General features: G+C 71.4%; 18 protein-coding genes. 8 read left to right on the plus strand and 10 right to left on the minus strand.

All coding sequences use genetic code 11. The annotated features are described in order from the left end of the window. Positions 1 to 8: 8 nt before the first annotated feature. The 6 genes from AB0B02_RS11180 to AB0B02_RS11205 are packed head-to-tail and all read right to left on the minus strand — an operon-like array spanning position 9 to position 6,771. Positions 9 to 935: an ornithine carbamoyltransferase gene (locus AB0B02_RS11180; RefSeq protein ID WP_281942423.1), complete on the minus strand. Its 927-nt coding sequence runs from the start codon at positions 933 to 935 to the stop codon at positions 9 to 11. Further along, positions 932 to 1,990, minus strand: a complete 1,059-nt coding sequence (locus AB0B02_RS11185) for an ornithine cyclodeaminase (protein WP_281942425.1) — start codon at positions 1,988 to 1,990, stop codon at positions 932 to 934. The genes AB0B02_RS11180 and AB0B02_RS11185 overlap by 4 nt, the downstream gene beginning before the upstream one ends. Beyond that, the gene (locus tag AB0B02_RS11190; protein ID WP_281942427.1) at positions 1,987 to 2,907 is read right to left on the minus strand and encodes a diiron oxygenase; all 921 of its coding nucleotides are present in this window, start codon (positions 2,905 to 2,907) and stop codon (positions 1,987 to 1,989) included. Before AB0B02_RS11190 ends, AB0B02_RS11185 begins: the two co-directional genes overlap by 4 nt. Next, positions 2,904 to 3,914: a pyridoxal-phosphate dependent enzyme gene (locus tag AB0B02_RS11195; protein WP_281942429.1), complete on the minus strand. Its 1,011-nt coding sequence runs from the start codon at positions 3,912 to 3,914 to the stop codon at positions 2,904 to 2,906. Before AB0B02_RS11195 ends, AB0B02_RS11190 begins: the two co-directional genes overlap by 4 nt. Positions 3,915 to 3,918: 4 nt before the next feature. After that, positions 3,919 to 5,322, minus strand: coding sequence for an amino acid permease (locus AB0B02_RS11200; protein WP_357299385.1), 1,404 nt, complete (start codon positions 5,320 to 5,322; stop codon positions 3,919 to 3,921). A gap of 3 nt (positions 5,323 to 5,325) precedes the next feature. Next, positions 5,326 to 6,771, minus strand: coding sequence for a coproporphyrinogen-III oxidase family protein (locus AB0B02_RS11205; RefSeq protein ID WP_281942432.1), 1,446 nt, complete (start codon positions 6,769 to 6,771; stop codon positions 5,326 to 5,328). A 473-nt stretch (positions 6,772 to 7,244) separates the two neighbouring features. Here AB0B02_RS11205 and AB0B02_RS11210 point away from each other — a divergent pair, with 473 nt between their 5' ends. Then, complete coding sequence (locus AB0B02_RS11210) at positions 7,245 to 7,736, plus strand: YbaK/EbsC family protein (protein ID WP_281942434.1); 492 nt, start codon at positions 7,245 to 7,247, stop codon at positions 7,734 to 7,736. 3 nt (positions 7,737 to 7,739) lie between these two features. On the opposite strand, the gene AB0B02_RS11215 is transcribed toward AB0B02_RS11210, so the two are convergent. Both AB0B02_RS11215 and AB0B02_RS11220 read right to left on the minus strand, forming a co-directional pair. After that, positions 7,740 to 8,954 (minus strand): MFS transporter, encoded by a 1,215-nt coding sequence (locus tag AB0B02_RS11215; RefSeq protein ID WP_357299389.1) that lies wholly within the window; start codon positions 8,952 to 8,954, stop codon positions 7,740 to 7,742. Then, complete coding sequence (locus AB0B02_RS11220) at positions 8,951 to 9,916, minus strand: hypothetical protein (protein ID WP_357299392.1); 966 nt, start codon at positions 9,914 to 9,916, stop codon at positions 8,951 to 8,953. The genes AB0B02_RS11215 and AB0B02_RS11220 overlap by 4 nt, the downstream gene beginning before the upstream one ends. A 494-nt stretch (positions 9,917 to 10,410) precedes the next feature. On the opposite strand from AB0B02_RS11220, the gene AB0B02_RS11225 reads away from it, so the two are divergent. From AB0B02_RS11225 to AB0B02_RS11255, 7 genes are read left to right on the plus strand one after another with little or no spacing between them, the layout of a single operon-like run. Continuing rightward, a complete protein-coding gene (locus AB0B02_RS11225; protein ID WP_281942441.1) occupies positions 10,411 to 11,427 on the plus strand; it encodes a hypothetical protein in 1,017 nt (338 codons plus the stop codon). Further along, entirely contained in the window at positions 11,424 to 12,032 is a 609-nt protein-coding gene (locus AB0B02_RS11230) for an aminodeoxychorismate/anthranilate synthase component II (RefSeq protein ID WP_281942443.1), read from the plus strand. Before AB0B02_RS11225 ends, AB0B02_RS11230 begins: the two co-directional genes overlap by 4 nt. Next, the gene (locus AB0B02_RS11235) at positions 12,025 to 13,431 is read left to right on the plus strand and encodes a coproporphyrinogen-III oxidase family protein (RefSeq protein WP_281942444.1); all 1,407 of its coding nucleotides are present in this window, start codon (positions 12,025 to 12,027) and stop codon (positions 13,429 to 13,431) included. Before AB0B02_RS11230 ends, AB0B02_RS11235 begins: the two co-directional genes overlap by 8 nt. 7 nt (positions 13,432 to 13,438) lie before the next feature. Beyond that, a complete protein-coding gene (locus tag AB0B02_RS11240; RefSeq protein ID WP_281942445.1) occupies positions 13,439 to 14,761 on the plus strand; it encodes a chorismate-binding protein in 1,323 nt (440 codons plus the stop codon). Positions 14,762 to 14,775: 14 nt separating this feature from the next. Then, positions 14,776 to 16,572 (plus strand): carbamoyltransferase C-terminal domain-containing protein, encoded by a 1,797-nt coding sequence (locus AB0B02_RS11245; RefSeq protein ID WP_357299397.1) that lies wholly within the window; start codon positions 14,776 to 14,778, stop codon positions 16,570 to 16,572. Continuing rightward, the gene (locus AB0B02_RS11250; RefSeq protein WP_281942449.1) at positions 16,562 to 18,361 is read left to right on the plus strand and encodes an anthranilate synthase family protein; all 1,800 of its coding nucleotides are present in this window, start codon (positions 16,562 to 16,564) and stop codon (positions 18,359 to 18,361) included. Before AB0B02_RS11245 ends, AB0B02_RS11250 begins: the two co-directional genes overlap by 11 nt. After that, on the plus strand, positions 18,346 to 19,644 hold the full coding sequence (locus AB0B02_RS11255; RefSeq protein WP_357299402.1) for a hypothetical protein: 1,299 nt from the start codon (positions 18,346 to 18,348) through the stop codon (positions 19,642 to 19,644). Before AB0B02_RS11250 ends, AB0B02_RS11255 begins: the two co-directional genes overlap by 16 nt. Here the strand turns inward: AB0B02_RS11255 and AB0B02_RS11260 are convergent. Continuing rightward, the gene (locus tag AB0B02_RS11260) at positions 19,606 to 21,156 is read right to left on the minus strand and encodes an amino acid adenylation domain-containing protein (protein ID WP_357299405.1); all 1,551 of its coding nucleotides are present in this window, start codon (positions 21,154 to 21,156) and stop codon (positions 19,606 to 19,608) included. The genes AB0B02_RS11255 and AB0B02_RS11260 overlap by 39 nt on opposite strands. Next, a complete protein-coding gene (locus AB0B02_RS11265; protein ID WP_281942454.1) occupies positions 21,153 to 21,914 on the minus strand; it encodes a hypothetical protein in 762 nt (253 codons plus the stop codon). The genes AB0B02_RS11260 and AB0B02_RS11265 overlap by 4 nt, the downstream gene beginning before the upstream one ends. Between the last annotated feature and the right edge of the window lie 10 nt (positions 21,915 to 21,924).

Raw genomic sequence — 21,924 nt, forward strand, 5'->3', positions numbered from 1 at the left:
CAGGCGGCTCAGGTGCCCCAGCAGGTCTGCAGGACCGCCGTCGCGCTGTCCAGTTTCATCCGGGCCTGCTGCCACACCAGGCTCCGCGGCGACTCGAGGACGGCCGCGGCCACCTCCTCCCCTCGGTGCGCCGGCAGGTCGTGCAGGAACACCGCCTGCGGCCAGCGGTTCAGGAAGGCCTCGTCGATGTGGAAGGGCCGGAAGGTCTGGCGCCACAGCGGGTCCTCCTTGACGGTTCCGGTGGTCTGCCACCGTGTGGTGTACACGCAGTCGGCGACGTCCGGCAGGTCGTCTCGTTCGTGGGTCTGGCGCACCCGGGCGCCGGCCACGGCGTCCTTTGCCGCCGCGGCCAGGGTCGCGGCGTCGAGGCCGTAGCCCGGCGGGGTGTAGAGGGTCAGCTCGGCGCCCGGGATCCGGGCCAGCGCGTGCGCCAGCGCGGAGGCGGTGTTGTTGCCCTCGCCGACGTACACCACCCGGATGCCGTCCAGCGGGCCGAGGTGCCGTCGCAGCGTGGCCAGGTCGCACACCGCCTGGGTGGGGTGCTCCTCCCGGGCCATCGCGTTGATCAGCGGCAGGTTCCCGGCGTCGCGCATCCGGGCCAGCTCGGCGACGCTGCGGGTGCTGCGGATCACCACCCCGTCGAGCATCAGCCCGAGGATCCGCGCGGTGTCCTCGGCGGACTCGCCGGTGTTGGTCTGGAGGCTCTCCGGCCCGTAGGGCAGCACCTGCGCGCCGAGTCGGAGCGCCGCCACGCTGAACGCGGTGCGGGTCCGGGTCGAGGTGCGTTCGAAGAGCGTCGCCACCACCGCGCCGGTCAGGCTCGGCGGCACCGCGGCCGGGTCGTCGGCGACCCGGACGGCGGCGTCGACCAGGTCGGTGAGCTGCGCGGCGGTGAGGTCACGCAGGGAGATCAGGCTGCCCCGACGGCCGGTCATCCGAGGTCCACCGTCGACCCGAGACCGGTGCGGACGGCGTGGCGACGCACCGCCTCGATCAGGGCGACGTCGAGCACGCCCATCCCGAAGGGGTTCACCACGGTGAAGGAATCCGTGCGGACGAGCCGGTGCCGGCCGGTGACCAGGCCGCCGATCGTGCCGTCGATCGCCCGGCCGGTGGCCGAACCGGGGCGGGTGACCCGACCCTGCGCCATCAGCGCGCCGAGCGGACGCCGGGGATTCTCCGCGACCAGGTCGACGTCGTCGACGTAGAGGGCGCCGGCGGCGAGCAGCGCCTCGACGGTCAGGTCGGCCAGCGACACGTTGACCACCAGGGCGCCGGCGGGTATCCACGCCGGCGGCAGGTAGCCCGCGTCGGCGGTGGTCGTGGCGATCGTCACCTGGCTGGCCGCGACGGCGGTGGCCGCCTCGGCGGTGACGCGTACGTCCAGCTCGGGGCGGAGCCGGCGCAGGCGTTGCGCGAGGCCGTGGGCCGAGGCGCCGACGTGGTCGTGGAGGGTGACCCGGGACAGTCGCGGGAGGGTCTCCAGGAGAAGGGCCGCGTGGGTGCCGCCCTGCGCGCCGCAGCCGAGCACGGTCAGGCTCTCCGCGTCCGCGTGTCCGGTGAGGTCCACGGCGAGGGCGGAGACGGCAGCGGTGCGTACGGCGCTGACGATCCCGACCTCCACGACGGCCATTATCCGGGCGGTCTCCGGGTCGAAGCAGAGTCCCACGCCGCCGGCGCGTTCCAGTCCGGCCTCCGGATTGGAGACGCTGGCGTTGATGATCTTCATGCCGTAGGCGCCCGGCACCGCGCCGGGCATCCCGATGGACCGGGTGTACGCGCCGCGGCTGTTGTCCCAGCGCAGGTACGCCTCGCCGGGCAGCACGCACCGTCCCGCGTCGTGGTCGGCGAGGGTACGCCGGACCAGCGCCACCACGTCCAGCGCGTCGAGGCAGCGCAGGACGTCGGCGCGGGACAGCACCGCGACACTGCCCGGCCCGCGGAGCCCGGGCAGCCCGGCCGTGAACCATCGGTCGACGGAGGTGGTCACAGGAGTCCCTCCTCGTGGAAGGCGTCGAGCCCCTCGGGCAGGTCGAGGACCCCGCAGGAGCGGAACAGTCGGACGGACTGGACGGCCTGGTCGCGCGTGGTCCGACGCACCGACTCCGGTGGGTAGACGTCGCGGACCACGTCCTCGACCTGCGTGGGGGTGAGCCCGGCGGCGGCGAGGTTGGCCCGGGCGGGCCGCAGGTCCGGCCGCAGGCTGTGGCCGATCAGCCGGGGCAGACAGCGTGCGGCCTCCCGGCGGGCGGCCGGGTCGAGCCCGGACCACACATCGCGGAACAGGTGCGAGAAGAAGACGTGGTGCCTCCCCTCGTCCCGGGCGTGGTCGCGAACCGTCTCGCGGACCAGCCCGACCACGTCCGGGTCGTTCGGCAGCTCCGCCAGCAGCGTCGTCACCAACGTCTCGAAGACGACGACCTGGAGCAGTTGCGGCAGCGTCCCACGGTGCGGCATCGCGCCGGAGGAGATGTCGTCGAGGCGGTTCAGGAACGGGGTGAAGTCGTACGGCAGCGCCTCGACCCGGCTCGCGGACTCCAACTGCCGCACCACGTCGAACGAGTAGAGCGCGTGGTACGCCTCGTCACAGTAGATCTTGAACGCGTCGAGGCGTACGTCCCGGCGCAACGGCGCGTCCACCCGGCCGTTCGCGAGCATCTCCGCGGCCCGGTTGACCACCCTCGTCTCGAAGTGGGCGGTGAACGCGAAGTAGTGGTAGGCGTGTCGGGCCACCAGCGCGGTCCGGGCCCCGTCGGCCAGGCCGTCAAGCAGTTCGTGGTCGAGGTAGGGGATCAACCTGGCCGGGAAGAGCACCCTGCCGCCGTCCATCTCGTCGGCCAGCACCCGGCGCGGATCCACCCGCACGCCCGCCCGGTCGAACCAGTCCCGCAGCGGATCGGCGTTCATGCGGTGCTCCATTCCACCGGACCGCGGACGACAGCCGGCGGATCCGTCCCGAACCCGTGCGCCGCCCGCCAGTGCGGGGAGTACACCGTGTCCAGGTAGTTGCCGGCGCCGTCGGCGCAGACGCAGACGACGTCGGTCAGCCGGTCCCGCTCGATCAGCCGCAGGGCCGCCGCGACCAGCGCGCCCGAGCTGGCGCCCACTCCGATGCCGGTCTGCTCCAACAGCCAGACAGCGGCGGCGACCGCCTCGGCGGGACGGACCCGTTCGACCGGCCCGTCGGCCGCCGAGACGAAGCCGGAGCACTTGCTGGAGCCGATCCCGGACAACAGTCGCGGACCGTCGGTGTGCCCCACCGCGTGCGAGCCCGGCACGTCGACCCCGACGACCGTCCACTTCGTGGCTCGGGCGGCGTAGCTGCGCAGGCCGGACAGCGTGCCGCCGGTGGAGACGGCGGCCAGGACGACGGTGTCGGCGGGAACCTGCCGGGCCAGCTCCGGCGCGGTGCCCCACTCGTGCGCGGCCGGGTTGGCGGGATTCTCGTACTGGTTGGTCCAGCTCAGGGTGGGTCGCTCGGCGAGCATCCGGTCGACCAACGCGAGGCGGCTGAGCAGGTAGCCGCCCCGACCGTCCTCGTCGGTGGCCACCACCACCGAGGCGCCGAAGCGCCGCATCTCGCGTACCGCGTAGGCCGGGGTGCGCGGGTCCACGACCGCCGTGAACGGCACGTGCGCCGCGGACGACAGCGCGGCCAGGGCCACCCCGAGGTTGCCCGACGTGGACTCGATGATGCCGCTGACCGGGTCGACCCGGCCGGCCACGGAACCGAACAGGGCGACGGCGGTGCGATCCTTGATCGATCCGCACGGGTTGAACGATTCGAGTTTGAGCCGCAGCGTCCCCTCCCGGCCGCCGGCCGTGACCGGCACGGAGACCACGGGGGTGTCGCCCACCAGGAGCGGGATCAGTCCGGCCCGTGGGGTCGGGACGGCGAGGTCGGGACCGGTCATCGGGTCACCGTGCCCCGACCGGCTCGGGGGCGTCCGGATCCGGCGTTCCGGCCGCCCGACGGCGCCGGGCGTGGACCGCGTACGCCACCGGAACCGCCACCAGCAACGGCACCCCGCTGAGCATCGGCAGGCCGAACGTGTCGCTGAACGCCATGGACCCGAGCACCGCGGCCAGCACGACCATGGCCAGCACCACGGCTACGGCCAGTCCGCGGTCCGCCGGACGTTCCGCGCGCCGGTAGGCGAGGTAGGTGGCGAGGATGAGGATCCAGGTCAGCAGCGCACCCGACAGCGAGAACCCGATCAGCGCCAGGAACGCCCGCTCGGGGGCGACCGCCGCGAGCAGGGCCGCCAGCAGCAGCCCGGCCCCGGAGGCCAGCAGCGCGGGCAGCGGCACGCCGCGCCTGTCGACCCGGCCGAACAGCCGTGGCGCCTGGCCGCTGCCGGCCAGTCCGTGCAGCGTGCGACTGGCGACGTAGACGTTGGTGTTCATGGCGGACAGCGCCGCGGTCAGCACCACCGCGTTCATCACGTGCACCGCGGCCGGGACCCCGGCGATGTCGAACAGTCGGACGAACGGGCTGGCGTCCACCGAACCACCGGCCGCCGCCTCGTTCCAGGGCACGAGCGAGACGACGACCGCGGTGCCGAGGACGTAGAACAGCAGCAGCCGCAGCACCACACCGCGGGTGGCGGAGACCAGGTCCCGGCCGCCGGCGCGCGCCTCGCCGGCGGCCACGGCGAGCGCCTCGGTGCCCATGTAGCTGAAGGTCACCAGCACCATGGCGAGCCAGATGCCGCCCACGCCGTGCGGCGCGAACCCGCCGTGGTCGGTCCAGGCCGACAGGCCGGTCGCCGACCGGCCGCCGAGACCGACGAAGATGGCGACGGCCCCCAGGCCGACGAAGACCACGATCGTGATCACCTTGATCATCGCGAGCCAGTACTCGAACTCGCCGAACACGCCGACGGTGAACGAGTTGACCACCAGCACCAGCGTCGCGAAGAGCACCGCGGGCACCCACAGCGGCAACCCCGGCCACCACAGCTTCAGGTAGATGCCGACCGCCAGCGCCTCGCTGCCGATGTTGACGACCCCGGCGATCCAGTACCACCAGCGCTGCGCGAACGCGGGGCCCGGGCCCAGGTAGCGCTCGGCCATGCCGCCGAACCCGCCCGCGTCGGGATGCGCGGCGATCATGCGGGTGAGCGCGTACGCGAGGGTCACCGCGACGGCGCCCCCGATGGCGTAGGCGACGGTGACCGCCGGACCGGCGGTCGAGATCGCCTGACCCGAGCCGAGGAAGAGGCCGGTGCCGATCGCGCCGCCGAGGCCGATCATCCTCAACTGACGCCCGGAGAGCTCCCGCCGCAGCGATGCGCCACCGGAGGTCGACTGTGCGGTCATGGCCTAGTGCTCGACAGTCGGCAGCAGGGGGCGACGGCCGGCGGTGGCCACGCCGGCGCCGACCGGGTCACGTTCCAGCGGCGAGAAGTCGTACCTGTCGAGCGGATCCCGCTTGAGGTCGACGATCCGCGAGTTGGCGTCCTGGATCCGGGCCAGGACCTGCGGGCTCACCAGACGCAACGCGATGCTGTCGGCGACCGGTACGCCCTTGTCGGTCAGCCGGATGGCGTCGTCGTCGATCCGGATCAGGTCGTGCTCCCGGTACGGCGCCAACTCGGCGGCGAAGTGCTCGGCGGGGTCGACGCCGTAGCGGCTGCGGAAGTCGTCGCGCCCGACGCCCCGCGAGCGCAGGTTGAACATGACCGCCCGGCGCATCCGCTCGTCGGTCGACAGGTGCACGCCGTGCCAGACCGAGGGGTGACCCGCCTCGACCCGCTGCATGTAGCCGTCCATGGTGCAGTCGTTGTAGTACTGCGTGTTCCCGACGTAGCCGAACCCGGAGACGCCGAACGGCAGCAGGTTGGTGTCCTCGATCGAGTCGTACTTGTTCTCCTGCTGGCGGGAGTGGGTGGCCGCCTTCGAGTAGTAGAACAGCGGACCGCGCCGGAAGCCGAGCCGCCGGGTCAACGCCTCGGTCATGAAGTGCATGCGCAGCCGCTGCCGCAGGTCGGGGAAGATCCCCGGCTCGTTGCGGTAGTGCGCCGAGATCGGGTCGGCCTGCTTGAACATCAGCGGGAAGATGTTGAACTTGTCGACGCCGTACCCGATCAGGCTGGTCAGCGTGGTGTACCAGTTCTCCTCGGTCTGGTACGGCAGCCCGAAGATCAGGTCGACCGAGTGGTTGTCCAGGCCCCGCTCGTGCAGCAGGTCGAGCAGCCGGTAGACGTGGGACGCCTCATGCCCACGGTTGAGCTTGCGCAGCACCCGGTCGTCCATGGACTGCACGCCGAAGACCCACCGGTTCACCCCGGCGTCGCGCAGCGCGTCGAGCCGGTCGGTGTAGTCGGGGGCGTCGATGACCGACGGGTGCAGCTCGAAGGTGATCTCGGCGGTGCCCGGGACGTCGATGTGCTGCCGCAACCGGGCGAAGAGCGCCGTGATCTGCGCGGCGGACAGGTAGGACGGGGTGCCGCCGCCGAAGTAGACCGTTTCCGCGGTGACCCGGTGCGGGAGCATGCCGGTCACGATCTCGAGCTCACGGTGCAGCGCGGCGAGGTACCGGGTCACCCGGGGCGAGTCCGGCCGGATCTCCTTGGCGAAGTGGCAGAACGTGCAGCGCTGTTCGCAGAACGGCAGGTGCAGGTAGATGTTCGCGTTCCGGGTCAGGCCGGTGAAGGTCTCGGCCGGGGTGATCTCCCCCATTGCCTTGAGCGGCGGGTAGGTGCCGACCAGATAATAGTTTTCGATCGGTTGCAGAATGCCGATGTCGGCCAACTGGTCGACCGGCATCGCGGCCAGGCTGCGCTGTGCTTCCGCGCGGATTTCCGAAAAGGGCGGAAAGGATGGGGACATGGGTAGGCCCTCCTGTTGTCCCGGGCGGGCGGAACGGCATGGTGGCGGCTTCGGTCATGCGGTGGCCGCCACCGCGATGTGGTGGCCGTGCCTGCGAAAGAGCAGGAAGAAGCTGTCGCCACGGCGACAGCACAGGGCGACGTCAACAGGTTGACAGATAACTCAGGTCTGCCGAATGGCGTGGCTCATGCGCGAGAACTCCCCGTGTCAGCGCTGCGTCGAGTTACCGCGAAGACCTCGCGGCTCACTCTGGTGGCCGGGAAATAGTTAACCCCCGCCCCTCGGGTGGTGTCAACGGAACTTCCATGATCCTTTGTCGGCATTGCCTCGCGCTACTGACACTTCCCCATCGAACATACAAGTCGGACATTGTCCGGATACTCTTGCACCGGACCGGTAGTGTCGGCGACATGACACATTCCCGCGATGCGGTACCGACGCCGATGCGCATTCTCGACCGGGCCGGGGCAACCTATGCGGTGGCCACGCATCGGGCCATCCGCACCAGCGACGACGTGGCGACGCTGCTCGACTTCCCGGTGACGCGATCGGTGAAGACCCTGGCCTTCCAGGGCCCACCGGACACCGTGGTGCTGGCGGTGCTGCCCGGGCCGGCCCGGCTCGACTACCGAGGGCTCGCGGAAGCCGTCGGCACCTCACGGTCGCGGCTGCGCCCCGCCGACCCGGCCGTGCTCGACGCGCTCGACATGGAGCCGGGCGGCGCCAGCCCGCTCACCGACGCCGACGGCGTGATCACCGTCTTCGACGTCGCGGTCGCGGGCATGGGCCCCGTCTACTGCGGCAGCGGCCGCAACGACCGTACCCTCCAGGTCGACGGTCGCGACCTGCTCCGGCTCGCCCGCAACCCCCGGGAGGCGCCCATCACCCGCGCCGCGGACTGACGCTCACCCGGGCCGGGCGAGGGCTGTCCGCCGGGCCATCGCGCCGCGCAGCGCGAAGGCCGCGGCAGCCGCCGCGAGGCCGGCCACGGCGCAGACCACCCAGAGCGTCGTCGGCCCGGCCGCCGCCAGCACCGTGGTGCCGGTGAGCGGCCCGACCAGGCTGGAAGCGCCGTACGCCATGCCGAACAGACCGCTGTAGCGCCCCTCCGACCCCGGCGGGGCGAGCTCGGTCACCACTGTCGGCCCGACCGTGGCCACGCCGATCTCCCCGAGAGTCCAGATCAGCACCGCCAACGCGTAGACGGGCACGTTCTGCGCGGCGGCCAGCAGCCCGAAGCCCAGTCCCGTGACGGCCAGGCTGCCGGCGTAGACGGTCGGCCTCGGCCAGTCGGCCAGCCGCCCCGCGAGCAGCGGCTGGAGCACCAGGATCACGATCGGGTTCACCGCGATGACCAGCCCGTACGCGGTGGGCGGCAGCCCCTGGTCGAGCATGGTCAGCGGCATCGTCACGTACGCCTGCACGAGCAGCACCGCGAACACCAGGAAGGTGCCGGTCACCGCCCACAACAGGGCGTCGGCGCCCGGGCTCGCCGCGCCGCCCCGGCCGCCGTCGTCGGCGCCCCGCCGCCGGTCGGGCGGCAGGAGTCGCGCCGCGACCAGCGCGAAGATCACGCAGCTCGCGGCGTCGACGGCGAACAGCAGCACGAAGCCGCGCGCCGCCATCAGGCCGCCGGCCAGTCCGGCCACCGCGCTGCCCAGGTTGACCGCCCAGAAGATCAGGCCGAAGGCGCGCGCCCGGTGCTCGCCGGGGACCGTGGCGACGACGAGCGCGGCGAGGGCCGGCCGGTAGAGGTCCACGGTGAGGCCGTAGAGCACCACGGCACCGACAAGCACCGGCAGGGTGCCGGCCCAGGGGATCAGCATCGCCGTCACCGCGGTGGCCAGCAGGCCGGCGACGAGCGTGCGCCGCCCGCCCCAGCGGTCCGCCAGCCAGCCACCGAGCGGCTGGGACACCACGGCCCCGGCGCCGAAGCTCGCCAGCACCAGGCCGACCGTGCCGGGCGACAGGCGCCACTGACCCGACAGGTACAGCGCGAGGAACGGTTGGATCAGGTAGCCGAGCCGGTTCACCAGGCTGCCCGCCCAGAGCACCCAGAAGGCACGCGGCAGCCGGCGCCGCCCGGTGGCGGAGCTGCTCTCCTCGACCAGGTCCGTCATCGTCGCACGGTCACCCGGTCACCGCCGGTGGACTCGAGTTCGCCGATCACCCGGTCGAAGAAGTCGCGCAGCTTGGCGCGCATCGGCGCGAACCCGGCCGGATCGGCGCCGGACACCCCGCGGATGTGGTTGGCCAGCAGGTGGTAGGTGTTCGCGCCGACGTCGAGCTTCTTGACCTCGTTGCCGCGGCCGAGGCTGAAGACGCCGACGCCCTGGCCCTCGCCCCACCGGAAGATCTCGTAGAACGCCGCGCGGTAGACGTTCTGACCGGGCGTCACCAGGGCCGGGTCGATGCCCTGGGCGAGGATGGTCAGCTCGGTGCCGGTCGGGTCGAGGAAGCAGAGCACGGCCTGGACGGTCGCGCCGTCGGTCCGCGACTGCCGCAGGAAGAGCCGCATGCGGTCGCGCAGCGGCGAGTCCAGGACCAGTTCGAGGGCGGTGGACGACAGGTGGTTGAAGCGGTGTCCGTACTTCGCCAGATTGAGCGCGTGCAACCGGTCGAAGTCCTTGAGCGCCGCGGGGTCGGCCGCCGCCCCGACGCCGTCGAGGACGCGGTGGTCGTACTCGGCGTGCGCGCGGCGCACCAACCGGCGCAGGTCCCGGTAGCGGGAGTTGCCCAGTTGGGCCCGCAGGTCGTCGTCGACGCCGGCGCGCACCTGGTACTGGGCCTCCATGAACCAGGGCAGATCGAGGAAGCCGTCGCGGGCGAGCGCCGTGGTGTCGTCGGTGGTGCGGATCTGCGGGTAGAGCAACCAGTCCGCGCCGGCCTGCCGGGCGCGGTCCCGATCGGTCCTCCGACGTTCGTCACCGGGCGCCGGGATGTGCATCTCGTAGAAGTGTCCGGCCGGCACGAAAGCCGTGCCGGAATTGCAGTCGTCGTCCTGCATTCCGACATCGGCGGTGACGGCCCACCAGTGAATTATCTTGTGCAGCGGCACCGCCGGCTCGGCAACGCCGTACATTCTGCAGAACATTTCCTGGAAAGCCGACCCGGCCGTTTCCCACATGGTCAGAGAACCCTTTCTCCGTACACTTTCCACGGAGCCCCCGCCGCGCGCTCCGTGCCCATGATGTCAAACCACCCTCCGGTCCGCGCACCCCGCGCGGTGGGTGTTTCATCCAGTTTTGCGGCTTTTGAACTTACCGGTTGGGGTTTGCCGATCACTCTGGCAGGCTTTCCCGAGCCTCGACTTCGAGCGTGCTGAACTGGCGAAACTGCCATTGCATAGATCAACGACTAACTGCTGTCCGGCTGTCGGGTGGACGCCGCTGCCGTCGCGTGTCAGGATGGGCGAGCCGTCGCGGCGTTGACCGGAGTGGGACACGACGACGTTCCCCACGGTTTCGCAGAGCCAGATTACTCGTTCTGGCGGCCAGCCCTGCCGCCGAACGCGACAGTCACCACGGGGAGGGCGTCATCGTCATTCGACGTGTCCGCGGAATCCGGTACGACGAGGTGCAGGCCTACCAGCCGGCGGCCCGGGATGTCATCACCCAGGCCGAGGTCGACGCCGCCGTCGAACACATCACGAGGGAGCCGGGCGCCGAGTGCCTGCGCGTCGTGGTCTTCGGCGCCGCCGAGCTGGCGCCCGAGGGCGAACGGTCGCTGCGGGCCCTGACCGCCGGTCCCCAGTACCCGGCCACCGGCCGGCCCGGCATCGAGGTCACCGCGATCGTTCCGCTGCCCGGCGCGGAGGTGGAGGTGGTCGCGCTCGACGCCGGCACCCGCCTGGTCCGCACCCACGAGGACGGGGCCGAGGTCCGACGGCTGGTGCACGTCGCCGCGCCCGGTCGCGACGGGTCCACCTTCGAGCAGGCGCTGGCGGCGCTGCGCGGGCTGGAGGAGATGCTGTCGCGGGCCGGCATGGCTCCCGACCACATCGACCGGACCTGGTATTTCCTCGCCGACATCGAGGAGACCTACGGCGACCTGAACAAGGCCCGGGACGCCACGTTCGACAGGTGGAAACTCACCACCTACCCGGCGAGCACCGGCATCGGCGCCGGGCTGCCCCCCGGCCAGGCGGTGGCCGTGATGGCCGAGGCGGTCGCACGGGACGGCGTGGCGGCGGCGACGCCGTTCGGTACCGACCTGCAGTGCGCGCCCTACGACTACGGTCCCCGCTTCGTGCGCGCCAACCGGTCGCGTCGCAACGGATGCCAGGTGGTGCACGTCTCCGGGATCTCCAGCATCGACAAGCAGGGCGTCTCCCTGCCGCAGCACGACGTGCGGGCCGCCGTGGACTACGCGATGGCCAGCTTCACCGACCTGCTGGCCGGCGCCGACCTGTCCCTGGCGGACCTGGTGAGCTGCTACGTCTACTGCAAGGACGCGGAGGCGCGGAGCGCCTTCGAGGCACACTGCTCGGACGCCGGCCTCACCCTGCCGCACCTGTCGAACACCGTGGACGTCTGCCGCCCGGAACTGCGCTTCGAGATCGAGGGCCGGGCCGTACGGCGGGAACCGGCATGAGCCCCCGCGTCGTCGTGCTGGACAACTTCGACTCGTTCACCTACAACCTGGTGCAGTACCTGGCGGTCGCCGGCGCGCGACCGACGGTCCTGCGCAACACCGCGGAGCTCGCCGAGATCGCCGCGCGGCGCCCCACCCATCTGGTGCTGTCGCCCGGTCCGGGCTCCGTCGAGAATCCCGGTTCCTACGGCGTCTGTCTCGCCGCCCTCGCCCACTACACCGGTCGGATCCCGGTGCTGGGCGTCTGTCTCGGGCACCAGGCCGTCGGCCGGTTCTACGGGGCGCGTACCACGCGACTCGCGACCGTGCGGCACGGCCACGTGTCAACGATCCGGCTGCGCCGAACCAGCCGGCTCTTCGCCGGGGTGCCCAGTGGCTTCCCCGCCATGCGCTACCACAGCCTGGCGATCGCCCCGGCCACCCTGCCGGACGACCTGAGGCTCGTCGCCAGCGCCGACGACGACGAGTGCGTGATGGCCGTCGAGCACGCCAGGCAGCCGGTGTACGGCGTCCAGTTCCATCCGGAGTCGATCGGCACGCCGGCCGGGCAACTGATCATCGAGAACTTCCTGTCCGTGACAGGTTCGAGGAGCGACCGTGGCTGAGGAATTCATCTTCGATCTGACAGACGCCGGCCGGTCGGAGGTCGTCGACCAGCTCATCGAGGCCGCCGAACACATCCCGGGGCTGGTGTTCACCTATCCGCCGATCTCCCTCTGGGAGCCGCGGGACGCCACCGCCTCGGACCCGGACACGCTCTGGGCCGGCAGCGACACGTTCTCGCACAACCTCTACATCCACATTCCGTTCTGCCGCCAGAAGTGCAGCTTCTGCTACTACAGCGTGGCGGTCGTGCAGAACGACACCCAGGTCATCTGGGACTACCTGCACTGCCTCGAGAAGGAGGCGCTGCAGTACCTGCCGATGATGCGGACCAAGAAGATCGAGACGGTGTTCATCGGGGGCGGCACGCCCAGCCGGCTCAACCCCGAGCAGATCGACTTCCTCTTCGAGCGGGTCATCCGACGCTTCGACCTGTCCGAGTGCCGCGAGATCACCTACGAGTGCTCGCCGGACTCGGCCACCGAAGACCGCATCGCGACCATGGCGGCCAACGGGACGAACCGTCTCTCCATGGGGGTGCAGTCGCTCGACCCGGAGATCCTGCGCAAGTCCCGCCGCGCCGACACCCCGTCCAGTGTGGTGCGCACCTACTACCACATGGCCGACAGCGGGGTGCCCAACGTCAACATCGACCTCATCGCCGGCATCGAGCGCGAGGCGTTCGACAACATGCAGCGGACCATGGACGCCGTCACCGCGCTGGAGCCGATGCCCACCCAGATCACCCTCTTCACGCTCTCGGTGCGCAAGGGCGCGATCAACGACACCACGCTGCGCGAGGAGGACCACGCCAAGCTCTTCCGGCGCAGTCTCGCCCTGTTCCGGTACGCCAAGCGCCGGATGACGGCGAACGGCTACTGGCAGTACTCCCGCAACCTCTTCCCGCGCGACAACTGGATCTTCCACTACCAGGACAACCACTGGGGCAACAACGGCTACGTCCTCGGGCTCGGCGCCAGCTCCTACAGCCACTCGCACGGCTACACGTACGGCAACGCGTTCACCTTCCGCGAGTACATGCGCCGGATCCAGGCGGGCGGGTCGGCGGTGGAGAAGGCCTTCCCGCTCTCGGAGGACGAGTCACTGCGCCGGCACCTGGTGCTGGCGATGAAGCACCGCGAGCTGGACGTCGCGCGGTTCAACTCGTTCTATCCGGTGGGCTCCGAGCCGCTTCGGCAGTTCCGGCCGGTCTTCGACGCGCTCGCCGCGCTGGGCATCGTCACGGTGGAGGACGGGCGGATCGCGTACACGGAGGACTATGCCGACCTCAGCGACCGCTACACCCGGTTGTTCTACTCCAGCGGCGTCAGCGACGCGGTCCGGCGCGGCGTCGGGCAGCTCACCGGCGCCGGCAGCAACGCCTTCAACTTCACGCTCTAGGACGCCGATGTCGGCGCCCACGTCCACCGCCACGACCGCCCGCGTCTCCTTCGCCGGCGACCCGCACGATCTCGTCGAGCCGCTGACGGAGCGGTTCGGATCGCTGTTCTGCTATCGCCTGCCCGGGCGGGGGCGGCGCACCCTGTTCGCGTCGCTGTCGGACGTGTGGCGGGTCACGGCCGACGGGATCGAGCGGGACGGCGAACGATTCGACGGCGACGTCGCCGCCCTGCTCGACCACCTGCTGGCCGAGGCGAGGCGCGGCCCGGGCCCCGACGTCGCGTTCGCGTTCTCCTACGACCTGTCGCTGCGGCTGCGGGCCGAGGCCGGCATCCCGGGCGGTCCGCCACCGGCCACGGCCCCCGGGCGGCTGCTCGGCTTCGCCGGGCCGCTGCGGCGCGCGGTGGTCCACGACCCGGCCACCGGCACCCTGAGCTGCGCCGCCGAGGACCGGGCGGACGTGGTGGCGGCCTGCGCCCGGACCATCGCCCGGACCGCGCCGCCGCTCACCGCGCCGCTGACCGAGGTCGTCGCCGACATCGACCCGGTCCGGTACGCGGGGCAGCTCGCCCGGACCCGTGACCACCTGCTGGCCGGCGACGTCTACCAGGTCGTGCTCTCGGTGCCGGTCCGGGTACGCCCCCGCACCTCGCTGCCGCGCTACTACGCCGACGTCGCCGCCCGGTACGCGACGGCCGACTACTCCTACTGGTTCGACCTGGCCGGGACCACGGTGTTCGGCAACTGCTCCCTGCCGCACGTGCTGGCGCGCGACGGCCGGGTGAGCAGCCGGGTCTTCGCCGGCACCCAGCCGGCGGCGCGGACCGACCGGGAGCGACAGGATCGGGGCGCGCTGCTGCGCGGCGACCCGAAGTACTTCGCCGAGCACATCATGCTCGTCGACCTCGAACGCAACGACCTCGGCTCGTACTGCGAGCCCGGCACCGTGGTGGTCGACCGGTTGTGCGAACCGTTGGTGATCGGACCCACCACGTATCTGGCCAGCGACGTCTCCGGCCGGTACGACCCGGCGCACGGGCTCGGCCGGGTCCTGCTGGCCAGTTTCCCGCGCGGGGTCGTGGTCGGCGCGCCCAAGCTGCGCGCCCAGGAGGTGCTGGCCGAGATCGAGGGCGAGCCGCGCGGGTTCTTCGCCGGCGCGGTGGGGCTCTACGACGCGGCCGGCGACGCGTTGACCTCCAACACGATCGTCACCTGCGCCGAGCAGGACGGGCCGGACGTCCTGCTGCGCTGCGGCGGCGGCGTGGTGGCCGGCTCGGAGGTCGCGCAGGAGCTGGCGGAGTTGGAACTCAAGCTGCGGTATCTGCGATAGCGGGGTGAGTTGGCATGATCGTCGTCGGGTTCAACGGTTTCACACGGTCCGCGGAGCTGTTCGGCCGCCTGTACCGGCGCTCGGGCCTGGACCGGTACCGGGTGCTGGGGCACGACGCGGCCGTCGCCGTGGTGGTCGACGGCGAGCTGGTCGCCGCCGTGGAGGAGGAGCGGCTCAGCCGGGTCAAGAAGACGTCGGACCTGCCGGTCAACGCGCTGCGCTGGGCCCTGCGGGAGGCCGGCGTCGAGCTGGCCGACGTGGACCGCTTCGCCTTCCCGTGGAGTTTCACCGCGGAGGTCTGGGCGACCGAGCGGGCCGGGATCCTCCGGTCGGCCGCCGCCGAGCAGGAGCGGGCCGACCGCCTGGCCCGGCTGGAGGAGTTGCGCACGACGCTGCTGACGCCGGAGGCGATCAGGGCGGACTTCGCCGCGCGGACCGGCTTCACCATCCCGCCCGACCGGCTCCGGCTCGTCCCGCACCACCTCGCCCACCTGTCGTGCGGCTACCACACGGCCGGCTGGCGGGACGCCGCGTTCCTGGTCAGCGACGGGCGTGCGGAGCGCTACTCGTCGATCATGGGAGAGATCCGGGACGGCGAGGTGACGATCCTGGCGGACGCCACCGTCGACATCGCCAACAGTCTGGCGCTGCTCTACAGCAAGGTCACCCGCTATCTCGGCTTCGTGCCGAACAACGACGAGTACAAGGTCATGGGGCTCAGCGGCTTCCATCCGCCGCTCGGCGCGGACAATCCGCTGCTGCGCGAGGTGGTCACGCTGGAGGACACCGGCGGCTACCGGCTGCGGGTCGGCAACCCGCTGCTGGACACCCAGGCGTACTACCCCTTCTTCGATCAGATCTTCGAGTGTGCGGGCGACCGCACCGACTGGGACTTCCGGTGCCGGGTGGCCCGCGCGGTCCAGGACACGGTCGAGGTGGTCACCCGACACCAGGTGGCGGCGCTCGAACGACGGACCTCCGCGCGGCATCTGATCATTGAGGGCGGCCTGGCGCTGAACTGCGTGAACAACACCAAGCTGCTGGAAGGGTCCCGGTTCGAGGACGCCTCGGTCAGCTTCGGCGCCAGCGACCCCGGCGTGACGATCGGCGCGGCGGTGTACGCGTCGCGGGAGCTGGGTCGTCCGGTGCGCCCGTCACCCGTCCCCTACCTGGGGCCGAGGTACACCGACGACGACGTCCGCGCGGCCCTCGCCGCGGTGGGCGACCGGGTCGAGTGGCGTGAGCTGGCCGAGGACGAGCTGTTCACCGAGGTGGCCAAGCTGCTCGTCGACCCGGTGGTGATCGGCTGGTTCCAGGGCGCCGTCGAGTACGGCCCGCGCGCCCTCGGCAATCGCAGCATCCTGGCCAACCCCGCGTTTCCCGATATTCAGGACGTCATCAACATCCGCGTGAAGCGGCGGGAGCCGTTCCGACCGTTCGCGCCGGTGCTGCCCGCGGCCTCGGCGCCGCGCGTCCTGGAATTGGGCAAGAAGAAGGCCTCCCCCTACATGACATTCGTCTTCCCGGTCCGGCCCGAATACCGGACGCTCGTTCCGGGCGCCGTGCACGTGGACGGCACAGCTCGCGCCCAGACCGTCGACGAGGCGGACAATCCGCTGCTGGCGGGCCTGCTGCACGCCTTCGAGCAGGTCACCGGCGTGCCGTGTCTGATCAACACTTCCTTCAACGTCGCGGGGCAGCCAATCGTCGGGTCACCGGCCGATGCGCTAAGCTGCTTCCTCGATACGGAAATCGATTACCTGGTGCTACACCACTTTCTGATCAGCAAGGTGGCTTCCGGTGAGTCCTGACTTTGTCGGCCCTTACTGCCTCATTCATTCCGAGGGCAAGGTCAACTACGCCCGCGGCGAGGCCGTGCGCTCCTGGTCACTCGCCGAGGTGCCCCGCCCGGCCACGCACCCGGTGTTGACCATGGTGCCCTACGCGCAGTTGCGCGAGCGCGGGTACGTCTGCCACGACGACAACGAGCCCCTGATCTCCCTGGTGCCCAGCGAGTTCCGTGAGGTCGAGCTGGAGTCGTTCGCCGACGCGCACGCCGACGTCCGGGTGGTCTCCGACCCCGTGCACACCCCCGGTGACGAGGAGTTCGCCGCCCGGATCGACCGGGTGATCAAGGAGGAGATCCAGCGCGGCGAGGGCTCCAACTTCCTCATCTCGCGGCGCTGCGACGTGACCGTCGGCGACTTCGGGCCCGACGTCGCGCACACGATCTTCGCCCGGCTCGCCCGCAACGAGATCGGGGCGTACCTGACGTTCTGCTTCTTCGACGGGGAGCGCTACTTCATCGGGTCCTCACCCGAGCGGCACCTGACCTACCGTCGTGGCACGGTCACGATGAACCCGATCTGCGGCACGCTGCCGCGGGCGGCGCTGCAGAAGCGGGCCGACCTCATCGAGTTCCTCTCCGACCGCAAGGAGGTGAACGAGCTCTTCCAGGTCGTCGACGAGGAGCTCAAGATGATGTCGCGGATCTGCGGCGAGGGCGGCGTCGTGCACGGGCCGTACCTGAAGGAGATGAGCGCGCTCGTCCACACCGAGTACGTGCTCGAGGGCAGCGCCACCATGAGTCCGCTCGACGCGTTCCGCGAGTCGATGTTCGCGGCGACCATGGTCGGCAGCCCGCTGGAGAACGCCGCCCGGGTCATCCACCGCCACGAATCCGAGTCCCGGGGCTACTACTCGTCGGCCCTGATGATCCGTGGTCTCGAGGACGACGGCCAGGAGTGGCTGGACAGCGCCATCACGATCCGGACGATGGTGGTGGACACCGACGGCCACGCCGTGATCCGCAGCGGCGCCAGCGTGGTGCGCGACTCCGTGCCCGCGAAGGAGTGCCGTGAGGTCCGCACCAAGGCCGAGGGGCTGCTGAAGGCGATCACCACCGCGGAGCCGCCCGGCCCCTTCCTCGACCGGTTCGTGGACGACAAGGTCATGGAGGTGCTCAACAGCCGCAACCGCTACCTGTCGCGCTTCTGGATCAACAGGCAGTTCGACGACCGGTACGCCGCGCCCGAACTCATCGGCCGCTCGGTGCTGATCGTCGACAACGAGGACCAGTTCACCGAGATGCTCAAGCACATCCTGGAGCACCTCGGGCTCAAGGTCACCATGCGCGACTACCGGGAGTCCGGCATCGGCCTGACCGGTTACGACCTGGTGCTGGTCGGGCCCGGGCCCGGCGACCCGAACCAGCTCGACGACCCGAAGATCGCCCAACTGCACCGCATCGTGGGCGAGCTGATGGCGGCCGGCACGCCGTTCCTCGCGGTCTGCCTCGGCCACCAGATCCTCTGCCGGCTGCTCGGCATGACCGTGCACCCGGTGGACCCGCCGTTGCAGGGCGTGCAGGAGACCGTCGACCTGTTCGGGCGGGCCGAGCCGGTCGGCTTCTACAACACGTTCTTCGCCGACGCCCCGGCCGAGGTCCCCGCGGGGGTGACCATCGCGGTGGAGCCCGACGGCCGGGTCGTGGCGCTGCGCTCCGAAGGCTTCACCAGCTTCCAGTTCCACGTCGAGTCCGTCCTCACCACCAACTGCATCACCATCCTCCGGGAGGCGCTGTTGTGGCTGTTGACCTGAGCCTGCCGTTGTCGGCGGGTTACGGCGATCTGACGCTGCTGGTCTGTGGGTTGTCCACGGACGGCACACGCGAGCGGTACCTCTTCGTCGACCTGGGCGCCCGCACGGTGCGGGAGACCACGATCGACATCGGTGACCTGCGCGCCCGCCAACTGGCGGTGCTGCGGGACCGGCTCGGCGACGGTCCGGTGCCGTACGGGCTGGGTCGGCTCGATGATCTGCTCTCGTACTTCCTGCACCCGCACAGCTTCGTGCAGACCGCGGACGGCGAGGTCGTCGTCTCCTTCAAACAGGCGCCCTACCTGCGCCGACTCGGCCGCGACGGCGGCTCGCACCTGTGGCCGCCGGCGACCGAGCTGGACTTCACCGCGATGCAGAGCTCCACCAAGTGCGAGGTGGAGCCGGGCGTGATCGGGTTCGCGATGACCGACACCGAGGACCGCCTGCGCCGCTACCACGACCCGGAGCAGCCGTTGCGCAGCAGCGCCTGGCGCTACGACCTGCGCACCGGCGCGGCGAGCCGGCTGGGCGACCTGCCCGAGTTCGCCTGCGACACCATCCACGAGCTGGAGGCTTCGCCGAACGGGTTCATGGTCGGCGTCGACATGGACCTGTCGGTGCGCCCCGGTCCCGACGGCCGGGTGCGGGGCACCGACGGCCGCAGCTTCGACGTCACGCGGTACGCGGCCAACGAGTTCCCCACCGGCCGATTCGTGGTGGCGGACGAGAAACTGACCCGCGCCTCGGTGCACACCACCGGTGCGAGCTGCTCCGCGCACGTCGACGTCGACCTGGACGACCCGGACGTCTTCTACGTCTCGTGCAACAACATCTCGAAGTGGCAGAACAACGTCGTCGTGCACGGGCCGGGCGTGCTGGAGCGGTGGCGGTACCAGGACGGCGCGGCGGTCCGGGAGGCGGCCCACACCGGGCCGACCTTCCTGCGCATCACCTCGCAGCAGCTGTTCCACCGCGACGGCCGACAGCTGATCGCGGTCACCGGCTTCCCGAACCGGCTGTTCGTCCTCGACCCCGCCGACATGTCCACGGTGTTCGACCTGGAACTGTTCACGCACGAGCCGGTCCAGCCGCCGTTCATCTGCGCGAAGAACAGCCAGTCGCCGCTCTACCTCGCGGTCGAGCCCGGCGGCCGGTACGTCTTCATGACCGGCGCCTCGACGCTCTTCGTCGTGGACCTGGACGAGGGCCGGGTCGTCGAGCAGGTGCCGTTCTGCGAGCCCGGCTCACTGATGGCCACCGCCCACATCGGGTTCGTGCGCTGACGGACGCCGACGCCGAGGTGGTTCCGGCAGGGCCCGTCGATCCAGCTTGCCGTTCGCGTTGAGGGGGAAGGCGTCCAGGCGCACCACCCGGGCCGGCACCATCGACGCGGGCAGCCGCTCGGCGAGATGGTGGCGCAGGTCCCGCTCGCCAGGGCCGTCCGGCGGCCCCACCACGTAGCCGACCAGACGTTCGGCGCGTCCCTCGTCCCGGCGCAGCACGACCACGGCGCCGGTCACCGCCGGATGCCGACGCAGTGTCTCCTCGATCTCGCCCGGCTCGATCCGCTGCCCGCGCAGTTTGATCTGGTGATCGAGCCGACCGAGGAACTCCAGCATCCCGCCGGGCAGCCAGCGCACGAGATCGCCGGTCCGGTACAACCGGGCGCCGTCGCCGAAGGGATCCGCCGGGAACCGTTCCGCCGTGAGACCCGGCCGGCCGAGATATCCCCGTGCCAGGGCGTGGTCCCCACCCAGGTGAAGCTCCCCCGGCACGCCCTCGGGCACCAGGTTCCCGTCCGCGTCGAGGACCCGCACCACGACGTTCGCGATCGGCCGGCCGATCGGCACCGAAGCACCGTCCTCCACCGGGCGGCACGGCCACCAGGTCACGTCGATCGACGCCTCGGTCGGCCCGTACAGGTTGTCGATCCGGGCCCGGCTCCGCGCCCGGAACCGGCGCACCGCGGCCGGCGGGAGGGCCTCACCGCTGCAGACGACCAGCCGCAACGCGTCGCACCCGTCCCAGCCGGGCTCGTCGAGCACCGACTCCAGCATGGACGGAACGAAGTGGACGACGGTGATCCGCTCCCGCCGTATGACGGCCATCAGGTATTCCGGGTCGCGCTGCCCGCCGGGCCGGGCCATGACCAGACGGGCGCCCTGCGCGAGCGGCCAGAACAGCTCCCACACCGACACGTCGAACGTGGCGGGGGTCTTCTGCAGGACGGCGTCGGCGCTGGTCAGGGCGTACTCGTCCTGCATCCACCGCAGCCGGTTGACGATGCCGCGGTGCGGCACGGCGACGGCCTTGGGGCGCCCGGTGGAGCCGGAGGTGAACAGGACGTAGGCCAGCCCCAGGTCCGAGCGGAGCGGCACCGGGGGCCCCGGGACGCCCGCGCGCAGCTCGGTCGCCGAGGCCGCGAGCACGGGACGGCTGCCGGCGACGGCCTCGGCCGCGGCCTTCAGCTCGGGTTCGGTAAGCACGAGGACCACGCCGGCGTCGTCCAGCATGCCGGCGAGGCGGGGCGCGGGGTCGCCCGGTTCCAGGGGAAGGTACGCGGCGCCACTGAGCAGCACCCCGAGCAGCAGCACCGGGAAGCGGGCCGAGCGTTCGGCGTGGACCGCCACCACGGCGTCCGGTTCCACCCCCGCCGCGGTGAGCAGCCCGGCCACCACGCCGGCCTGCCGGACGAGTTCCTCGTACGTCAGCGACTCACGCTCGTCCACGACGGCACACGCCCCGGGTGTCCGGGCGGCCTGCGCCAGCACCAGCTCGGGCAGGAACGCCGTCACCGGGCCACTGCCGTCGGTTCGGCCAGCGCGGTCAGGGCGGCCCGGGTGGCGGGCGCGGTCGGCATCTCGTCGGCGGACAGGTCGAGCCGGAGCGTCTCGACGCCGGGGTGCTCGCCCGGGTAGTCCCGGCTGGCCAGCACCACGTCGGCGGGCCGGGGCGGCACCGGGTCCGCGGACGCCGAGAGCAGCACGTGCAGCCAGGCCACGTACCTGTCGACGAGTTGTTCGCGGGTGTCCTGGCGTTCGTCGTCCGGCAGGTCGTTCGCCCGGGCGAACGCGTCGAGGTCGTCGTCCAGCGTGCTCGTGATCACTGCGAGGGCCCGGGCCGGGTCGGCGTCGAGCGGCACCGCGGCCGGCTCGCCCTCCCGCAGGGTGGCGCGGAAGGCGCGGAAGTCGTGCTCCACGGCGCCCCGGTCCTGCCAGGTGGGCTCCACCAGGACGAGCGGCACGCCGGTCCGCTCGGCGGTGCGGACGGCGGTCGGCGCGGCGCTGCAGTATCCCACGATCAGGGCCGGGCGTACGGGTAGCCGACGCACGGCCGCGGCGTACTCCTCGGCGAGGTCGGTGGTGGCCCGGAACCCGGGCCCGCCCAGGAGCGTCTCGACCGGGTCGGCCCGGTACACGGGCCGGTCGTGGGGCGCCGAGGCCAGCAGTTCACCGAGCCCGGCCCCGGCGGAGATGCGGATGAAGTCGATGACGACGAGCGGTGCGCCCGGACCGTCCGCGAGGACTTCCAGGGTGGGCGCCGGTGCGGTCACTGTCTCTCCC

Origin of the sequence: Micromonospora sp. NPDC049240 (genome assembly GCF_040647835.1) — a bacterium.
Classification (GTDB): domain Bacteria; phylum Actinomycetota; class Actinomycetes; order Mycobacteriales; family Micromonosporaceae; genus Micromonospora.